The sequence below is a fragment of the Amycolatopsis sp. VC5-11 genome, assembly GCF_037034185.1.
In the GTDB taxonomy this organism is placed as follows: domain Bacteria; phylum Actinomycetota; class Actinomycetes; order Mycobacteriales; family Pseudonocardiaceae; genus Amycolatopsis; species Amycolatopsis nivea.
Genome location: NZ_JBAGKF010000014.1, coordinates 195,954 through 212,631, shown reverse-complemented (window position 1 = coordinate 212,631; position 16,678 = coordinate 195,954). Strand labels below are relative to the sequence as shown.

16 protein-coding genes and 3 pseudogenes are annotated in these 16,678 nt (G+C 64.6%); 6 read left to right on the top strand and 13 right to left on the bottom strand.

All coding sequences use genetic code 11. The annotated features are described in order from the left end of the window. Window position 1 precedes the first annotated feature (1 nt). Both WA670_RS32900 and WA670_RS32895 read right to left on the bottom strand, forming a co-directional pair. On the bottom strand, window positions 2–1,309 hold the full coding sequence (locus WA670_RS32900; protein WP_336160117.1) for an MFS transporter: 1,308 nt from the start codon (window positions 1,307–1,309) through the stop codon (window positions 2–4). 194 nt (window positions 1,310–1,503) lie between these two features. Next, entirely contained in the window at window positions 1,504–2,283 is a 780-nt protein-coding gene (locus tag WA670_RS32895; RefSeq protein WP_336160116.1) for a glucose 1-dehydrogenase, read from the bottom strand. A 134-nt stretch (window positions 2,284–2,417) separates the two neighbouring features. Here WA670_RS32895 and WA670_RS32890 point away from each other — a divergent pair, with 134 nt between their 5' ends. Then, window positions 2,418–3,038: a TetR/AcrR family transcriptional regulator gene (locus WA670_RS32890; protein WP_238607782.1), complete on the top strand. Its 621-nt coding sequence runs from the start codon at window positions 2,418–2,420 to the stop codon at window positions 3,036–3,038. 144 nt (window positions 3,039–3,182) lie between these two features. On the opposite strand, the gene WA670_RS32885 is transcribed toward WA670_RS32890, so the two are convergent. After that, window positions 3,183–3,416, bottom strand: coding sequence for a hypothetical protein (locus tag WA670_RS32885; protein WP_336160115.1), 234 nt, complete (start codon window positions 3,414–3,416; stop codon window positions 3,183–3,185). Between WA670_RS32885 and WA670_RS32880 the strand changes: the two genes are divergently transcribed. Then, window positions 3,390–5,204, top strand: a complete 1,815-nt coding sequence (locus tag WA670_RS32880) for a DUF2079 domain-containing protein (RefSeq protein ID WP_336160114.1) — start codon at window positions 3,390–3,392, stop codon at window positions 5,202–5,204. The genes WA670_RS32885 and WA670_RS32880 overlap by 27 nt on opposite strands. 40 nt (window positions 5,205–5,244) lie before the next feature. On the opposite strand, the gene WA670_RS32875 is transcribed toward WA670_RS32880, so the two are convergent. The 6 genes and pseudogenes from WA670_RS32875 to WA670_RS32850 form a co-directional block, all read right to left on the bottom strand. Beyond that, on the bottom strand, window positions 5,245–5,523 hold the full coding sequence (locus WA670_RS32875) for a hypothetical protein (protein ID WP_336160113.1): 279 nt from the start codon (window positions 5,521–5,523) through the stop codon (window positions 5,245–5,247). A gap of 28 nt (window positions 5,524–5,551) precedes the next feature. Continuing rightward, window positions 5,552–6,127: pseudogene (locus WA670_RS32870) on the bottom strand (radical SAM protein); the annotation flags it as partial. A 438-nt stretch (window positions 6,128–6,565) separates the two neighbouring features. Next, window positions 6,566–6,973, bottom strand: a complete 408-nt coding sequence (locus WA670_RS32865) for a hypothetical protein (protein WP_336160111.1) — start codon at window positions 6,971–6,973, stop codon at window positions 6,566–6,568. Window positions 6,974–6,987: 14 nt separating this feature from the next. Further along, a complete protein-coding gene (locus WA670_RS32860) occupies window positions 6,988–7,497 on the bottom strand; it encodes a polymorphic toxin-type HINT domain-containing protein (RefSeq protein WP_336160110.1) in 510 nt (169 codons plus the stop codon). A 150-nt stretch (window positions 7,498–7,647) separates the two neighbouring features. After that, window positions 7,648–7,923 (bottom strand): hypothetical protein, encoded by a 276-nt coding sequence (locus tag WA670_RS32855; RefSeq protein ID WP_312872254.1) that lies wholly within the window; start codon window positions 7,921–7,923, stop codon window positions 7,648–7,650. A gap of 30 nt (window positions 7,924–7,953) precedes the next feature. Next, a pseudogene (locus WA670_RS32850) lies at window positions 7,954–8,526 on the bottom strand (radical SAM protein); the annotation flags it as partial. A 423-nt stretch (window positions 8,527–8,949) separates the two neighbouring features. Here WA670_RS32850 and WA670_RS32845 point away from each other — a divergent pair. From WA670_RS32845 to WA670_RS32835, 3 genes are all read left to right on the top strand, one after another. Next, on the top strand, window positions 8,950–9,612 hold the full coding sequence (locus WA670_RS32845; protein WP_336160109.1) for a hypothetical protein: 663 nt from the start codon (window positions 8,950–8,952) through the stop codon (window positions 9,610–9,612). A gap of 573 nt (window positions 9,613–10,185) precedes the next feature. Then, window positions 10,186–10,776 (top strand): GNAT family N-acetyltransferase, encoded by a 591-nt coding sequence (locus WA670_RS32840; RefSeq protein ID WP_182895692.1) that lies wholly within the window; start codon window positions 10,186–10,188, stop codon window positions 10,774–10,776. A 46-nt stretch (window positions 10,777–10,822) separates the two neighbouring features. Then, a complete protein-coding gene (locus tag WA670_RS32835) occupies window positions 10,823–13,024 on the top strand; it encodes a hypothetical protein (RefSeq protein ID WP_237598533.1) in 2,202 nt (733 codons plus the stop codon). 220 nt (window positions 13,025–13,244) lie between these two features. On the opposite strand, the gene WA670_RS32830 is transcribed toward WA670_RS32835, so the two are convergent. Further along, window positions 13,245–13,913 (bottom strand): hypothetical protein, encoded by a 669-nt coding sequence (locus tag WA670_RS32830; RefSeq protein WP_336160108.1) that lies wholly within the window; start codon window positions 13,911–13,913, stop codon window positions 13,245–13,247. A 95-nt stretch (window positions 13,914–14,008) separates the two neighbouring features. Here WA670_RS32830 and WA670_RS32825 point away from each other — a divergent pair, with 95 nt between their 5' ends. Then, on the top strand, window positions 14,009–14,242 hold the full coding sequence (locus WA670_RS32825) for a hypothetical protein (RefSeq protein ID WP_182895689.1): 234 nt from the start codon (window positions 14,009–14,011) through the stop codon (window positions 14,240–14,242). 343 nt (window positions 14,243–14,585) lie between these two features. Here WA670_RS32825 and WA670_RS32820 read toward each other — a convergent pair whose 3' ends face one another. From WA670_RS32820 to WA670_RS32810, 3 genes and pseudogenes are all read right to left on the bottom strand, one after another. Further along, window positions 14,586–14,858 (bottom strand): hypothetical protein, encoded by a 273-nt coding sequence (locus tag WA670_RS32820; RefSeq protein ID WP_182895718.1) that lies wholly within the window; start codon window positions 14,856–14,858, stop codon window positions 14,586–14,588. A 33-nt stretch (window positions 14,859–14,891) separates the two neighbouring features. Beyond that, window positions 14,892–15,464 (bottom strand): annotated as a pseudogene (locus WA670_RS32815) (radical SAM protein); the annotation flags it as partial. Between the two features lie 702 nt (window positions 15,465–16,166). Further along, a complete protein-coding gene (locus WA670_RS32810) occupies window positions 16,167–16,580 on the bottom strand; it encodes a nuclear transport factor 2 family protein (protein ID WP_336160106.1) in 414 nt (137 codons plus the stop codon). Between the last annotated feature and the right edge of the window lie 98 nt (window positions 16,581–16,678).

Here is a 16,678-nt window from a genome sequence, read left to right as displayed (position 1 = left end):
GCTACTGCTCCAGCTTCCGGAACCAGTGCAGTGCCGGAAGTGCCAGCAGAGTCGCCCCGGCCAGTGCCGCGAACGCGATGGCCGGGCTGGCGACGAGGAAGCCGACCACTGTCGCCAGCAGCACTCCGCCCAGATTGCCCGCCATCCAGATGAGCCCAGCCGCGGTGCTCTCCGCGTCGAGGGCGTGCCGCTCGCTCAGCGAAAGCACGATGGGCAGTGCGGGCAGCAACACGAAACCAGTCCCCAGCAGCGCGAGGTAGGCCATCGGGACACTCGGCACCAAGGCCAGGTGCAAGCACGCCACTGCGGTGAACGCGATCCCCGCGCCCATGAGCCCGACCTCGCGGCCCCGCCGATCCGCCCACACCGGCACGACCGCACAGCCGAGCACACCGGCGATCATGGTGAACGCGAGAATGAGCCCCACGGTGGATTCCGGAATCCCGGCCGGTGCCAGCAACGGTTGCGCGAAGGTCGCGAGCGCGATGAACGTGCCCATCGGAATGGCGACAACCGCGCACAACCGGCGGACGTACCGATTCCCGAACGCCGCGCGGAAGGCCCGCAGACCGCCGCTGGGGTTCGCCTGCGCCGGTGGCACGCGCAGCGCTCCGACGACACACAACCCGGCATCCAATGCGATCAACGCGGTGATGAGCGTGAGGGTGCGGATGTTGCTCTCGCCGGGCAGAAACGCGCCGAGCAGATACCCCAAGACCATGCCGCCGAACGTCGCCGACGACGCCGCGGCAATTCCCGTCGCGCGGTCCTTCGCGGCCAGGTACCCGACCGCGAGCCCCGGGATGGCGTTGAGGATGAGCGGCTGCCCCACCGCGGCGACGACCTGTCCGATGAAAGCCCAGGTGAAGTCGTCGTTGACCAGGCGCAGGAAGGCCCCGCACGCAGTGAGGACCGCGCCCGCGATCAGCGCCGGCCGGAGAAACCGGTCGAGCGCGAGCCCGGCCGGGATGGCGAGTACGACGTAGATCAACGGGAAAACCTGGGACAGCCACCCGATCTCGCCGACGGAAACCCCGAAATGCCGCGCGGCATCCGCGGTCACCGGCGCGTAATTCACGAAAAGCGCCTGACTCGCGGCGGCGAGCAACCCGTAGGCGAGAAAAACCGACCACCGGCTCTTCACCTGCGGCAACGCCTGGGGGATCTTGCGCACGACCCGGGCCTTGCGAGGCCGCGCCTGCAGACCGAACGACTCGTCACGCCTGCGGGCATTGCTTCCGATCAAAACGGTGGCGACCGCGACCACGCCTGCGGCGGCAGCACCACGCACTCGTCGTTGAGTGGGCATCTGAGTGTCCTTGTCGGTCGAACGTGAGGACTCACTGTCGCCATCGCGTTCGCCCTTGGGTACGACACTCCGCACCCCGATTCGAGCCAGGCAGTGCACCCGGCACCACCCGACGGAGCGACTACGGCCGTTGAGGCACGAAACGGTCAGCGGGCAAGCCAGGGAGTCGCCCGACCCGGTCTTGTCCGGAATGCTCACGCAGCCTCGGCCTGGAGGGCGGGACCGAGGAGGAGCCCGCCGTCGATGACGTACTCCGACCCCGTGACGAACGACGCGTCCGACGACGCAAGGAACAGCAGAAGACGGCTGACATCAGCAGGCTCCCCGAGCCGTGGAACAGCGAACGGCTCGGGCGAGCAGAAATCGGCGATTGCCACCGCAGCACCGACTGCCGGTTCGTGGATGAACGGAGTCGAGATCACGCCGGGATGGATGGCGTTCACGCGGATGCGGTCGCGGCCAAGCTCGAGCGCGGCCGTCTGGGTGAGACCTCGCACGGCCCACTTGCTGGCGACGTACGGCGCGTAGTGCGCTGTGCCGCCCAGGCCCATCACCGAGGCGATGTTGACGATGGCTCCCCCAGCCGCGCGGCGCAGAGCGGGGGCTGCGGCCTTGATGCCGAGGAAGGTCCCGGTGAGGTTGATGTCGAGGATGCGCGACCACGTGGCCTGGTCCGTGTTTTCGATTGTCGCAGGCGGATTCTGCACACCCGCGTTGTTGACGAGGACGTTCAGCGCCCCGAAAGCGTTCTCCGCGGCCAGCACAGCGGCGGACCACGAGCTCTCGTCTGCAACGTCAAGACGGACGAAGCGTGCGCGCGTCCCGAGCTCGTCGACGAGCGCGGCACCGCGTTCCGCATTGAGGCCGCCGATCACCACGTTCGCTCCCTCCGCGTGAAAGGCGCGCACGTGGTTCGAGCCCTGGCCGCCGGTCCCGCCGGTAACGAGCACGGTCTGATTTTCGAAGCGGGGCATCAGATGTTCCTTCGGTACGAGGGGAATGGCCGGCTTCGATGAGCGACAGCCGATGGTGAGCCGGTTGACTCACCTCTCCGAGGCTAGGTCGGCGGCAGTGGCGAGTCAAGCCACTCACCTCGTATGCTCGGCTCATGAGCAAGGTCGTGCCGACGTATCACCAGCGCGTCGCCCAGGAGAAGCGCGCGCTGATCGTGACGGCCGCGACCGCCCTGTTTCTCGAGTTGGGCTACGACCGGACATCGCTGGCGCGGATCGCGGAGCGCTCGGGCGTTTCGCGGGCCACTTTGTTCAAGCAGTTCCCGAGCAAAGCCGCGCTGTTCGACGCCATCGTGACCGAGTCCTGGTCGACCGCTGACGAGGTGGATCCCCCGCCGCCGGGCAACGTCGTCGACGGGCTCGGCATCATCGGCCGCCGTTACGCCGAACTGCTCGGCCGCGCCCAGATGACCGACCTGTTCAGGATCGTCATCGCCGAACTGCCGCGGTTCCCCGAACTGGCGCATGCGCAGTTCTCGCAGGGAAAGATGCCCTACTTCGAGTCCGTGCGCAGCTACCTCCTGGCCGAACACGAGGCGGGCACGGTGCGGATCGAGGACGCGGACCTCGCGGCCACCCAGTTCCTGGGCATGATCTCGAACTACGTCTTCTGGCCGACGCTCCTGGTGCCAGGCTGGGAAGTGACCGCCGAACGCGTCGCGCAGGTAGTCGACGAGGCCGTCCGCACCATCGCCGCCCGGTACGCCGTGAGCTGATCTCGGCGTTACCTCCGGGACAGAGATCAGCAACACTCTTGTCCAGACCGCCCTGGACACGGTAAAAGCAGCAGGTCACACCGAAAAATCCGCCGCACGCAGCGGGCACGTCCGGCAGGCCGCCGACCGGGTGACTCCAGATCGCTAGGAGAGGTCTTGACCGCGCTCGCTTCCCCCGCCGCCGTGCTGCCCGCCGCCCGAAGACCCCGCGTCGGAATCGCCGCCCTGGCAGCCTTCGCCGCCGTCCCCGCCGCTCTGGCGTTGTGGACCGCCCTGCACGCCCCGCGCGCGCACGTCCTGCTCGACTACTGGCACGTCCTCGCGAAAATCACCGACGACCGCGGAAACCTCGTGCTGGGCCAGGTGTTCACCTACCACCTCGACCAGCCCTTCGTGCTCCCCTCGCTGCTCTTCTACGCCGACGCCGCCTGGTTCGGCGGCGACAACCGCGTCCTCACCGTCCTCACCGTCGCCCTCGTCGCCGGGATCGGTGCCTGCCTGTACTCGATGCTGCCCGCGTCCCTGTCCCCGCACCGGAAAGCGGCACTCGCCGCCGGGATGTCGTGGCTGCTGTTCACCTCGCACCTGGCCGAGATCTGGCTGCAAGGCACCAACGGCATCAGTTGGATCCCCGCCGTCTTCTCCACCGTCCTCGCCGTCTCCCAAGCCCACCGCGGCCGCCTGTGGACCGCAGCGACCGCTGCGCTGCTCGCCAGCCTCAGCTTCGGCGCCGGACTCCCCGCGTTCTTCATCGTCGCCGCGATCTTCCTGCTCCGCCGGGAACACCGCAGCAAAACCATCGCCATGGCTGCCGCCGGGGTCGTCGTCCTCGCAGGCTGGCTGCTCACCAAACCCGCCGGCGCCCAATCCCTGGCCACCACCGCACTCGACCCCGACGGCCGCCTCTCCGTCGCCGCCGCTGCACTCGGCAGCCTCTGGTCCGGAGACCACGCCGTCACCGCCGTCCTCGCCGGTGCCCTCACCGCCGCACTTCTGGCCGCCTGCGGGATTTCAGCGAAGAACGACCCGCGCGCCGCCGGATGGATCGGCATCGCCGGATACGCCGCCGCCCTCGCCGTTCTCGTCGCCCTCGGCCGCACCAGCGCACTAGCCCCTGGTGGGAACATCGGCCTCATCAGCCGCTACGCCATCGCCAGTGCTCTAGCTACCTCTGCGCTCCTCGCGCTCGCGACGTTCGTCCGTCCACAATGGCCGCTCACCGCCGTTGTCATCGGGATCTGCACGATCTCCCTGACCACCCACGCACTCGGCGGCGCCAAAGCAGACCTCACCCGCCGCGGCTACGCCCCGCTCGCCCTGGCCCCCGTCGCCCTGCGCACCGAAGCCACCGGCGTCCTGGACCAGCTCCACATCCAAAGCCAAGTCATCCCCGCCGCGAAAGCCCTCGGCACCTACCCCTTCAACCCCCACTTCACCCTCGGCTGCCACGGCCCCGAACTCGGCACCACCATCAACCCGGCCACCGCCACCGACCTGCCCGCCGCCCACGGCACCGTCACATCCGCTGGCGGTGCGCTCATCACCGGATGGACCGACCTGCACCCCGACTGCATCCTCACCACCAACCCCACCGGCACCGTCACCGGCGGCGGCATCACCAACCTGCCCTCCCCGGCCCCCGGCATCCCCGACGGAAACGCCTGGCAAGCCACCGCACAACCCGGCAGCGGACCGATCACCGTCTACGCGGTAGTCGGCGACGCCTTTACCGGGTGCACGAATCCGCGGGTAGCGCGAACTGAGCCAGAGAGCGAAATCCGTTGGCACGGCGCGCCTAGGCCCCACGTGCCGAAGACGCTCGCAGTCGCCACTGAAGCTTCATGGATGCGGCAAGTCGCCCACGCACATCGGCCATTTGACGCTGGAGTCACTCATCGGCAATGTCGTGAGCGCCTGCGCGGCCTTTCCGCTGCAAAACGAGGTGAAGAACTTAAAGCTGTCGTTTTCCGGATTGGCCGCCCGGACCTGGACGGCCGTTCGCGAACGGAAGTGTTCGTCCACGTGGAAGCCGCTGTCACCGCGCTGGACGGCGATCCGGACGCCTTCAGACACCGCGATCGACGAATTCGCTACCCGTTTGCGGGGCGACTGCATACGGCTGCTCGGCCCATGGATCGAGCGGTACTTCGACTAAGACACCGATAGCCGGTTCAGGAGCGTGGTCGCCCGTCGTGCAGTGTCTAAATCAGCGGGCAAGCCACGGAGCGAGCAGCTTCTCCAGCGCGTCGTCCGACAGCGCCGCCGCTCCGCCATGGAATTCGTGCCACCGCGACGCCTCGCGGGCCGCGTGGTAGTCGACCTCGAAGGCACGCATCAGGACGTACATGAAGCTGCCCGAGTCGAACCGCTCGCCCAGCAGGGTACGAGCCGTCCGGGCCACGTCCACCGCCGTCTGGGGGCCGTTGACATCAGCCAGCTTCAGTTCCTCAGCCGCCGGATCGAGCAGGCTCGGCGCACACAACAAGACAACTACTCCACTCTGAACTATTCGCTCAACCTTCGGCGGCAAGCTGCCCGCAGGCCGCCGCGATGTCCTGGCCCCGGGTGTCCCGCACCGTGCACGCCACGCCGCCAGCGTTCACCAGCCGCACGAACTCGCGCTCCACCGGCTTCGGCGACGCATCCCACTTCGAACCCGGCGTCGGATTCAACGGAATCACATTGACATGCACCAACTGACCCAAATGCTTCCGCAACCGCTTCGCCAGCAACTCCGCCCCCCACGGCTGATCATTGATATCCCGAATCAACGCATACTCGATCGACACCCGCCGACCCGACGTGTCCGCGTAATACCGCGCAGCAGACAGCACCTCGTCCACCGACCAACGATTGTTCACCGGCACCAACGTGTCCCGCAGCTCGTCATCCGGCGTGCGCAAGGAAACCGCCAAGCGAACCTGCATCCGCTCGTCCGCCAGCTTCCGAATCGCCGGAGCAAGACCCACCGTCGACACCGTCACCGAACGCTGCCCAATACCCAAACCCGACGGCGCAGCCTCGGTGATCCTCCGTACCGCGTTGACTACCCTCCGATAGTCAGCTAGAGGCTCACCCATCCCTACCCATTTACAACGCTCGCGCACGCGACATCTGCGCAGGTCAGCGCGCGATCAGACTCCCGATATGACTTCAGTCCTGCCATGAGGAGACCGCGGCACAATTACTGCCGATCGACAGCTGCGGCCAGCGTCATCGAACAGGCGACGATCGCTGTCGAGGCCGTGCAGCCCGCGTGAGTTTTCCACGTTTCGATCACGGCTGGAAAGCGAATGCACGTGAAATACTGCCGCGCGCACCTCCGCTTACGCAGCTCAGCACACATTTCTTCTCAGTGCGTCCGCAGTCCCGCCGAGAGAAGATCTCAGCCGCAACCGCACCGAGCGGCGACGACCGACAGGTCAGCGAACGAACAATGGTCTGTTTCACTGGCTACCGCCACCTCACCCGCACCAGGACGCAAAACTGCCATTCCCTCGAAATTGAGACACACCCTTATGAAGCAATCAGCCATCCTTACGGGAGAAGCTCCACGTTACAGCCTCCCCTGAACTGACGGTCAGAAGCGCCGCGGGAAACTCCAGAATTACTCCGCATATCTCGCCGACAGCATTTAACATCTCAGACTTCGAGATGATGACGTCGAGGCCAGGAGACCCAATTTCGGGAATTTTCTCAAAGTCCCATGACTCGACAGGCCAACACCATTCAGGCAGGGTCGGCCATCGACCTTCAATTAGCCGGAGAGTCCAGTCCGTATCAGCAGACAACAGAACGGACGGGCCTCCGTCAAGTATCAACTCCACAGCTTCGCAGGATGCATCGTCCGGAACGCCGTCCGCGACATACTTCACGCCAAACGCAGCACGCAGCCGCTGACCGGGCCGCAGATCGACTACCTCTCCATAAGTCATTCGCTAAACCTTAATCAGCGGGGATTCGCTTGCTCGAACCAACGATTTGGCTTGTCCATTGGAAACATGGTGACAAACTGCCCGTCACTCTTCGTCAGCAGAAGGTCGTTCCCCTCGCGGAAGAACAGGTAGTCGTTGCCACCACCAGAATCCGGGTTCCACGACCCTTGGCGGACCTCGTCATGCGACTCGCGAACTTCTGCAATCTTGTCACGGTATCCGTTGTGAACGAGTACGGGAGTCTTGCCCGCCGCCAGATAGTACGTGTGGGTGGTGTCGACAGTGAGGTTGTAGGTACGGATGCTAGTGGTGTAGCGGCTGAGAGTTTGGACGGCGGCGTGACCGTTACCAGGTGAGTCGAGGAGGTCGCCTGGCCGGAGGTTGGAGGCATCGGTCCACGTGTGCGTGGTCGCATCCCGCCAGCGTTGGTGCGCGGTGCTGGTGATCTTCTTCGGCCCGCCGGGGGCGGCGACGGTGACGTCGACCAGGGAAGTACCGCGAGACGCCTGCACCTCAGCGAGCACCGCTAACCAAGCAACGCCCTACTCGCCTCCACTGTCTGGGACGAGCATCTCTGGGCTCGAGGAGCCACCACGCTTCGAAGGATCCGGAGAACACCAGCAACTCGCCGGGCACGCGGGCTGACCGCGCCTCCCAGCGGCCGACCGCAGTGGTCAGCGGGCAAGCCAGGGAGCGAGCAGCTTCTCCAGATCAGCATCCGACAACGCCCGCGGACCGCCGTGGAACTCGTGCCACCGCGACGCATCCCGCGCCGCCGTGTAGTCCACCTCGAACGCCCGCATCAGCACGTACATGAACGTCACCGAACTGAACCGCTCACCCAACAGAGTCCGCGCCTCACGCGCCACCTCGGTCGCGCCACGACCCACCACATCGGCGAGCCGCAGCTCCTCCGCAGCCGGCTCCAACAGGCTGGGCGCATACATCACGACAAACACTCCAACATCGAAACGAACAACTCAGCCTTCAGCAGCCAACTGGCCACACGCCGCAGCAATGTCCTGCCCACGCGTGTCCCGCACGGTGCACGCCACGCCGCCAGCGTTCACCAGCCGCACGAACTCGCGCTCCACCGGCTTCGGCGACGCATCCCACTTCGAACCCGGCGTCGGGTTCAACGGAATCACGTTCACGTGCACCAACTGGCCCAAATGCTTCCGCAACCGCTTCGCCAGCAACTCCGCCCGCCACGGCTGATCATTGATATCCCGGATCAACGCATACTCGATCGACACGCGACGGCCGGAAGTGTCCGCGTAGTACCGCGCAGCCGAAAGAACCTCGTCCACCGACCAACGATTGTTCACCGGCACCAACGTGTCCCGCAGCTCGTCATCCGGCGTATGCAGCGACACCGCCAAGCGAACCTGCATCCGCTCGTCCGCCAGCTTCCGAATCGCCGGAGCAAGCCCCACCGTCGACACCGTCACCGAACGCTGCCCAATACCCAGACCACCCGGCGCGGGATCCGTGATCCGACGCACCGCAGCCACCACACGCTTGTAGTTCGCCAGCGGCTCGCCCATGCCTACCCTCTTACAACACTCTGACCAGCAAGTTTGACTAAAAGAGTTCACGCGCTCACCCTCGTCGACCGCAATCAGACCTGCACGGTAGCTGCGTTCGATGCAACCGTGAGCCTGCGTGGCCGTGTCGGTGCTCTTCGACGTCAGGCGCTCGTAAATCTCGACGTCACTGGGGGCCTGAGCAAGGTGAACTCTGACGTCTGCGCACTAGCTGCGCGGAATCGAGTACCGGGCCTGTCTGGCATCCTCTAACAGGCTCGACATAGCGACCAGTGCGGCTCCGGACCTCGAAGATCGCCCTCGCCAGGTGCCGGCGACCGCAGCCGCTCACACAGACACCTCGTTGCCTGCCGCTACGCCCTCGGCGTACCTTCCGATCTGGCACTCGCCTGAGCACGACTGCGATGGCTTGACCCGGGAGCTGGACCGATGATCCACGAACCACGTGAGGTGTGGCAGGCCGAACTGGAAGCAACGGCAGGCTACGAACGACGCCAGGAGCTCAACGAACGATGGTTTCGCTCGAAAGACCCAGCTGACTTCGAGGAATTCAAGCAATGGACGAAGTCGGTGAGATGGCCAGCCGAACTCGCGCTATGGCAGAAGGTGAACGACTGGTACGCGTCGCAGCTACAGGCCATGAGCCCACGTCGACGCACGTCCGTTCCCCAGGTGGCCGTGCGTTGCCGCGAGAAGGGCTGCCTACTCGCCCGGGTGTACTGCTTCGCACTTCACGGTGGCGGCAGCCGGATATACTTCGTCGGCAGAACATCGAGCGGCAAGCCTAAACATGGCGTGTGTAACTGGGCTTTTGCCGACAGCTTTGACGGGCTCACCCGATGGTGGCAGGTCGGATGCAAACACGGCCATACCAGACTCGACTCGGCCGATCTCGTGGATCTTGCGGTTCCTCCGGCTCTGCCGTCGTCGGAATTTCTCGATATGTCGCCAGAACGAGTGCCCGCAGGGCCTGCGGAGAGCTTGGCTCCGGAGAGCGAGACCGTCCCCGACGAGTACCGCCTCGCGTGGCGCGCGAAAATCTACCTCCCGCCACATGACCGATGGATCCCCCGCGCAGGCCCGCAGTGCTAAAGTCGGACGCAAGCACCCGCACCGCATCGGTGTGAGTTGGGCACGTCCCACGCACGCGGTCGCCTGGAGATGGGTACCAGGAATAACCCGAAAGGGTAGATTCCTCATGCCCAAGCCCACACAAGGGTGCCCATCGTGCGCCGCAAACACCACTCACGTGACACTCGGCCGAAAGAACCTGCGCCGCCTCGCCAAGATGGAAGCTACGTCTGACTTCCTCGCTGCTGAGCGAGCTGACCATGAGGCCCGCTTACGATCCCTCGAGCGATTCCGTTGGCTGGCCTCAGGAACTGCTGGGCTGGTCGCCGCTGCGGGCTATGACGCGATTGCCCACCTCATCGGCAGATAGCACGTCATCGCGCCAAAAATGCGAACAGGTGCGTCGTGGCCATTCCAAGCCTGGCCACGACGCACCAAGAAATACAGGTACGGCTCCGTAAGGCTTGCTCAGCAGGCTAGCCTCATTGCCTGCGCCCGAAGACCGCTGCCGTCCAACCGCCACGATCACGACACGACCAGGTAACGGCTCTCGCTCCCCGTAACGACGCCGACAGCCGCGGCGACGACTCATTCATGATTACGCACGCCGACACCGACGAAGAACGCGCGGACGTGCTGGCCCTGTTCCACCGCGTGTTCGACGACATCGCTCCGACGGCGGTTCCGATGACCGATGCCGACGGGATGTACGCCCCGCTCGTCGTGCAGTACCGCTCCCCGGAATCCGGCAAGCTCCTCGGTGCCGCGTCAAGCTGCAGGACCCAGCTGGCAGCCGGCGTAAGCATGCTCCGACCTGAGGCTTCCTCGAAGTTCCCACTGCCCGAAGACCGCGACTATCGCAGTGTGCTGGACAAGCATAGCGAGCTTGACTTGATGGCCGTCGAACCCGAGATGCGCGGTCAAGGTATCGGCGGCGCCATGCTGGCCCACATGGAGACAGTACTTCGCGAACGCGGCACCCGCGTGTGGTTCGGCAATGTGACGACCGACCTGAACACCGATGCGCTCCGGAAGTTCTACAGGACACACGGTTTCACCGTGCTTGAAGACAGGCAGCCTCTCCCCGACCTCCTGGGAAAGAACTGGCTCCCCTTCGGCGTACACCCCGACGTGGCATTTTACTTTTACAAGCCGATCAAAAGAGTTACCGCCCACGCAAATTGACAATCTTAGCTAACTCCTAGAAAACGCCCCGACTGAGACTGAAGCGATGATTGGCGAACACTACCCCGAAGCGCGCGACCATGTGGAAAGCGCGAAGAACGCGCGCAAGTCCATGACCGACTCGTGGGCACAACTCCTCGACGATGACCTCTTCGATCTGTCTGTGTCAACCAACGACAATGGCACAGGCGTCGTCAGCGTCACAGCCGAGTGGCCGGATGGTGCACAGGCAGCCCTGACCGCCAAGCTTCAACTCTGCGTCGACGAACTCTGGGCCGCACTCGACTCGCTCATATCTCGAGCGCTGGAGATATACTCGGCCATCCGACGCATCCGCAGGCCAGAGAATCCCCGATTCTTCCCTATCGCCGCGTCAGCCGAGGGTCTCAACCTCCTACTACACGAGAGCTGCCTCGACGGTATACCGAACGACTTGGCGAGCCTCGTGGTTCGGTCTCAGCCATTCTGGGAAGACGAAGACTCTCCCTTCGTCCTCACCTTGCGTGCCGGCCTCACGAAGCTGATGCTGTGGACGGACCTCCTTTACGACGGTAACCAAGTCGGCGCCTGGGTGACCCCGGGTGAGCCGGAGTTCTTCGTGGACGCACCTGTCACAATCGAACACGTCGAGACCTGCGCACCTGGTCCCGCTGCCCCCGACAAGGTACTCGCGCGCTACACGCTGGCAGGCTATTCCCAAGACGCAGAAATCTCCGTCATGCCCAACAGCTTCATAGACATCTCGTTCGCCGACACTCCATCGGGCGCCGACCAAAGCCCGAGCGCGTTGGACGAGGGACTCAACGAAGTCGTCCGGACGGTGACGATGTTCATCGCCGCGTTCGAAGAGGTGACCGGCGATCTCCCAGTCGCCCAGGCCATCACGCCGGATAGCGACAGCCCCTCCCCCTGGATCGAAGCCGTCCGATCGGCACGCGCATGGACCGAGGAGGAACTCCGGGACCTCGCCCAGTCGGACTCCGGGATCGGCATCGTCACCGACGACCGGACGTCAACATTCCTCGTCAAAACCCAGCAAGGCGTCTTCGAGCGATCGATCCCCGAAGCCACGACGCTCAGTCCGTATGCACCGCGCGGCTACGCCGCCGAACGCGCCACCCGGAACGCGGCCGCGACCTGGGGCCTTCCGGACTTCGTCTTATCACCCATGAGCATGCGCAAGGGCCGCGGCGGCGTGCGTGAGATCAGCGATGGCCTTATCGTCGTTGGCGACCGCGGTCTCATAACGCAGGTCAAGAGTCGCGATGCCGAACCCGGCACGCCCGATAAAGAACGATCTTGGCTCGGCAAGAAGATCGCTGAAGCTGCACGGCAAGTCGGAGGAACAGCCCGCCAGCTGTCCGCGATCACCACGATCATGACCAACGGACGCGGACGCGCCATCGACATCGACGGGCCGCGTATCACTTGGACCGGCGTCGTCATCATCGACCACCCTGCACCACCCGACGACTGCCCGATCACCCCACCAGCGGAGCGGATTCCGGTCGTCGTACTGCTTCGACGCGACTGGGAGTTCTTGTTCCAGCAACTGCGCTCCACCGCCGCCGTCCTCGGGTACCTGGATCGGGTAGAGACCTCCACGGCACGTCTTGGCGACGAGCCCGCACGGTACTACGAACTTGCCGTGGAAGATGCCGCCGCGACACCCGGTCCTCCTGTTCCGCAATTAGGCCCAACCGGCTCCCAAGTGTCAGCCCCACTCCTGCCTACCGCACCCGCCGGCAGCGACGACAACGAAGCCCACGGCCTCGTCCGCATCATCTGCGAAGACATCGCTCACAGCCCCCTGAACAACAGACCTGAGAAGGACAGAGTCACCGTCCTCGCCGCCATCGACAGCCTTCCCGTCGGCCACCGAACCGACCTCGGCAGGCATCTACTCGGCGGCTTGTCGGCAGTGGCTGACGCCGACGAGGGCACCGTCGCGTGGCGATCACGCATCTTCCGCGCAGCAGACGGCCCACAACTCGGCTTCGCCGTGTGTTCGAAATACGACGAGGCTACGTCAAACAACTTCAAGTATTGGATGCTGCTCCGGCATCACGAACTCTGGGAGGGCCTAGATAGACCTGCGAACCTTTTATCCGTCGGAGTATTACTTACCCCACGCCGCGACGGCCTGCGCGATTGGGATACATCTCTTCTATCAGTCATTGGCGACCCTTGCCTCACACCCGAAGAACTCACTCAAGCGCGTCGACTATTCAACCCGCCCCAACACTGACGTCACGCCGATCAAAGATCCACCATCCGGCACCATACCACGTTGTCAATGTCTGCACAGTTGCATAGTCCGACAACTGGGGTATCAAACTCAACGGGATGTCCACCCTGCGTAAGCTTGCAGCCCATTCGGCCACCACGCCACGCAACTGCCGATTTCGATGTCGACATGCATCCGCAAGTACCGCGACATGCTCGATTATGTCGTCATACTTGACCATCTATCCACGCCCGCTTGAAACGCCGATCAACGACGCGAACAGATCGTCGAATGCTTCAACAGGCCGCGCCCTGCCTGCCGGGTTTCCGCGCCCATACGTGCCGGCCGCGTTATACGTCCACACCCGATGTCGCCCAAAAACACTGGGAGCCACGTGTCCGGATAGCGCAATTACTTTTCGTTCCATTTGCGCCTCCTCTAACTCCCCCAACGTATGAAAAGCTGGCGATGCGTATCGCACGATGGCGTCGTCAGCGAGCTTCGACTCCAGCCTCTTCAAGACAGAGTGCTGCTCTGTGCTGCGAGAAAACCGGTAGTAAGGACCGTGCCACAGCCGTCGCTGGGCAGCTCGCGAACCATAGAGGTATTCCGGCCGTTTGAACTGGAGAATCAGGCTCAGGGGCATACTTGGCAGTTCCCGCGCCTTCGGCACGCCGGATCGCGATGATGCCCAATGCGACGGCATGAGCGACAGACCTCGAGGACGAGGCACCCGAAGTACTCGCCAAATCAGATGCTCGGGACCAGGATCCGCGGCGACGTCGAAGCCAGTCACTTTCTCCAGGACTTGTCCAGGCGAGAAGACCCGCCAGTTGCCGCCCGCACCCGCGATGAGATCCGCGTTATACGCGGTTTCGTAGGTCTTCTCCTCGAAGGTCGCAGCAACCATCGCCCCAGGGTGGCCGCAGGTTGGTCATCTGGCACGTAAGACACGTCGACTTTTGCTGACCCGTTGGAGCCGTGCGCAACCGTCATACTGCGGAAGTGAAGTCGACCGCGCTCGAGATCGTCCACCGGCTCGCTGACTGGTCGGACTGGGCACCCTTCTCCGCAGCTCACGAGTTGGCACCGCTTGTGCCTGGCGTCTACCTAGCACGTGAAGGGGCCGACGGCGAGCTGGTCTACGTCGGCATGGCCGGCGAACGCCATGGTAAAGGCATTCGCGGGCGCCTAACGGTCTACGCACGTGGCAAAGCCCTCGCAAGCGGCCTCGGCTAAGTCGTCCTCGACCGCGCACTCGCAGACTCGCAATGGCTGCACGACCGCATCCGCGAAGTCGACGGCGGCCACGCCCGTCGCGCATTGCAATGGGGCGTGCTCGCCTTCGAACGAGCCAATCTGCACGTCTCGTGGGCCGTCTCCGCCGATGGCCCGACAGCACGAACGCTTGAGAAGGAGATACTCTCCGCGCTCGCCAAACACACGCTCTGGAACCGACTCAGGTGACCGAATAGCATCCACGTTCTCGAGGCAGACCGACCGGCCCGTGCTGTTCATACATGCCGGGCAAGCTAACTTGGCAAGCGTCGCCGAAGACGAGCTACAGCGAGCACCGCCAAGATCAGCGGCTGAGCCAGGGAGCGAGCAGCTTCTCCAGGTCATCATCCGACAGGGCTCGCGTCCCACTGTGGAACTCATGCCACAGCGCCGCGTCCCGCGCTGCGGTGTACTCGACCTCGAACGCCCGCATCAGCACATACATGAACGTCACCGAACTGAACCGCTCACCCAACAACGACCGCGCCTCACGCGCCACCTCCGTGGCACCACGGCCGCACACATCCGCGAGCCGCAACTCCTCCGCAGCCGGCTCCAACAGGCTGGGGGCATACATCACGACAGACACTCCAACATCGAAACCAACAACTCAACCTTCGGCAGCGAGCTGTCCACACGCCGCCGCAATGTCCTGACCACGCGTGTCCCGCACCGTGCACGCAACACCACCCGCGTTCACCAGCCGCACGAATTCGCGCTCCACCGGCTTCGGGCTCGCGTCCCACTTGCTGCCCGGCGTCGGGTTCAGCGGAATGACATTGACGTGCACCAGCTGGCCCAAGTGCTTCCGCAGCCGCTTCGCGAGCAACTCGGCGCGCCACGGCTGATCGTTGATGTCCCGGATCAACGCGTACTCGATCGACACCCGCCGACCCGAGGTGTCGGCGTAATACCGCGCAGCGGAAAGCACTTCGTCGATCGACCAGCGGTTGTTCACCGGCACCAGCGTGTCCCGCAGCTCATCGTCCGGCGTATGCAAGGAAACCGCGAGACGAACCTGCATCCGCTCGTCCGCCAGCTTCCGAATCGCCGGAGCCAAACCCACCGTCGACACCGTCACCGAACGCTGACCAATCCCCAAACCCGACGGCGCAGGCTCGGTGATCCTCCGTACCGCGTTGACTACCCTCCGATAGTTAGCTAGAGGTTCGCCCATCCCCACCCGTTTACAACATCGAAACAGCCAGCGTTCACCCAGCTCAAAGCACACAAAATTCTCGTCGATGTGCAGCGAGTCACAGCTGCCCAACTCCCCCGAGCAGCTGGTCGCCCCGCATACGGAAAGGGGTACCTACGGACGTGCCGGCGGTAGCTGCGCAACGTCGGCGCGCCCGGCCCGACCCGCGCGTCCAGCCACAACTGCTGCCCCTGTCCGCCCGTGCTAGTCGCGGCCGACAACGCTCTCCCGCCGGCATCGCACAAGCAGGCCCGTGCTTGCCGCGCCGCGCACTGCGACGAGAACCCGCCCCGGCGAACATTCCGCCTCCGCCCGTCCGGACGCGGCGGCTTCCCCACCCGGAAATACCAGCTCCCGTGACCCCGCGCCCGCAATCGACGACATCAGCTGCCCAGGATCCGGCCGTCGGCGCCTCGGCAACCGCAGCGTTTGAAAACGCCCGTTTCCGCACTCATGGAGACCACCGCCTACGCACAGGCGAACTGGCCGCCCGTGCCCCTCCGATCCTCCCGCCCGGCGGTGAGACCGCGGGGCAGGAATCCATGGGGCCTCAGCTTCGAAATCGCGTTCGCGGTCGACGATCACACGTTGCGGACCTGCCGTGCTGCGGCGGTTCGTCAGGTATCCCAGCTGCTGGTCCGCAGCGGTGTGCGATAGAGCTGGCGGGGTTGCTGGGCCTGCCCGCGGTCAGCCGGTCAATGCGGCGTCGTTGATCTTCTGCTCCAGTGCCGCCTCGTCCATGAAGTAGACGTCGCGGACGATCTTCAGGGTTTCCGGGTCGAAGGTGGAGTAGCCGGTGCCGATCCAGGTCACTTTCGGGCCGGTGCCACCGGCTGTTCCGGTCACTTCGAAAAGAACGCCGATGGTGTCGCCCTCCAGGAAGGACGCCGCCACTCGCGGGGTCCAGTCTGGGAAGGTCGCGAACATTTCCTCGAATCCCGGAGCCAGGGCCGATTTGTCGCCGACTGTCCCGCCTGCGCCGTTGACGACGACGCACTCGTCGTCGAAGTACTCGAGCACCTTGTCGAGGTCGTGGGCAGCGACGGCGGCGCAGATCTCGTTCATCCGCTGGACGTAGCGGGCGAGCTTGGCACTGGACACGGGTTCTCCTCCTCGGGAAGCGGCTGGCTGGCCACACCACCTTGCTCGCGTCAAGGGCAGCGACCTACACCAAGGAACACCGCGCTGGCCGGCGGTTC

Coding starts and splice junctions, on each gene's coding strand:
- WA670_RS32900 (WP_336160117.1), bottom strand. CDS start 1,309: ATGCCCACTCAACGACGAGTGCGTGGTGCTGCCGCCGCAGGCGTGGTC.
- WA670_RS32895 (WP_336160116.1), bottom strand. CDS start 2,283: ATGCCCCGCTTCGAAAATCAGACCGTGCTCGTTACCGGCGGGACCGGC.
- WA670_RS32890 (WP_238607782.1), top strand. CDS start 2,418: ATGAGCAAGGTCGTGCCGACGTATCACCAGCGCGTCGCCCAGGAGAAG.
- WA670_RS32865 (WP_336160111.1), bottom strand. CDS start 6,973: ATGACTTATGGAGAGGTAGTCGATCTGCGGCCCGGTCAGCGGCTGCGT.
- WA670_RS32845 (WP_336160109.1), top strand. CDS start 8,950: ATGATCCACGAACCACGTGAGGTGTGGCAGGCCGAACTGGAAGCAACG.
- WA670_RS32840 (WP_182895692.1), top strand. CDS start 10,186: ATGATTACGCACGCCGACACCGACGAAGAACGCGCGGACGTGCTGGCC.
- WA670_RS32835 (WP_237598533.1), top strand. CDS start 10,823: ATGATTGGCGAACACTACCCCGAAGCGCGCGACCATGTGGAAAGCGCG.
- WA670_RS32830 (WP_336160108.1), bottom strand. CDS start 13,913: ATGGTTGCTGCGACCTTCGAGGAGAAGACCTACGAAACCGCGTATAAC.
- WA670_RS32820 (WP_182895718.1), bottom strand. CDS start 14,858: ATGTATGCCCCCAGCCTGTTGGAGCCGGCTGCGGAGGAGTTGCGGCTC.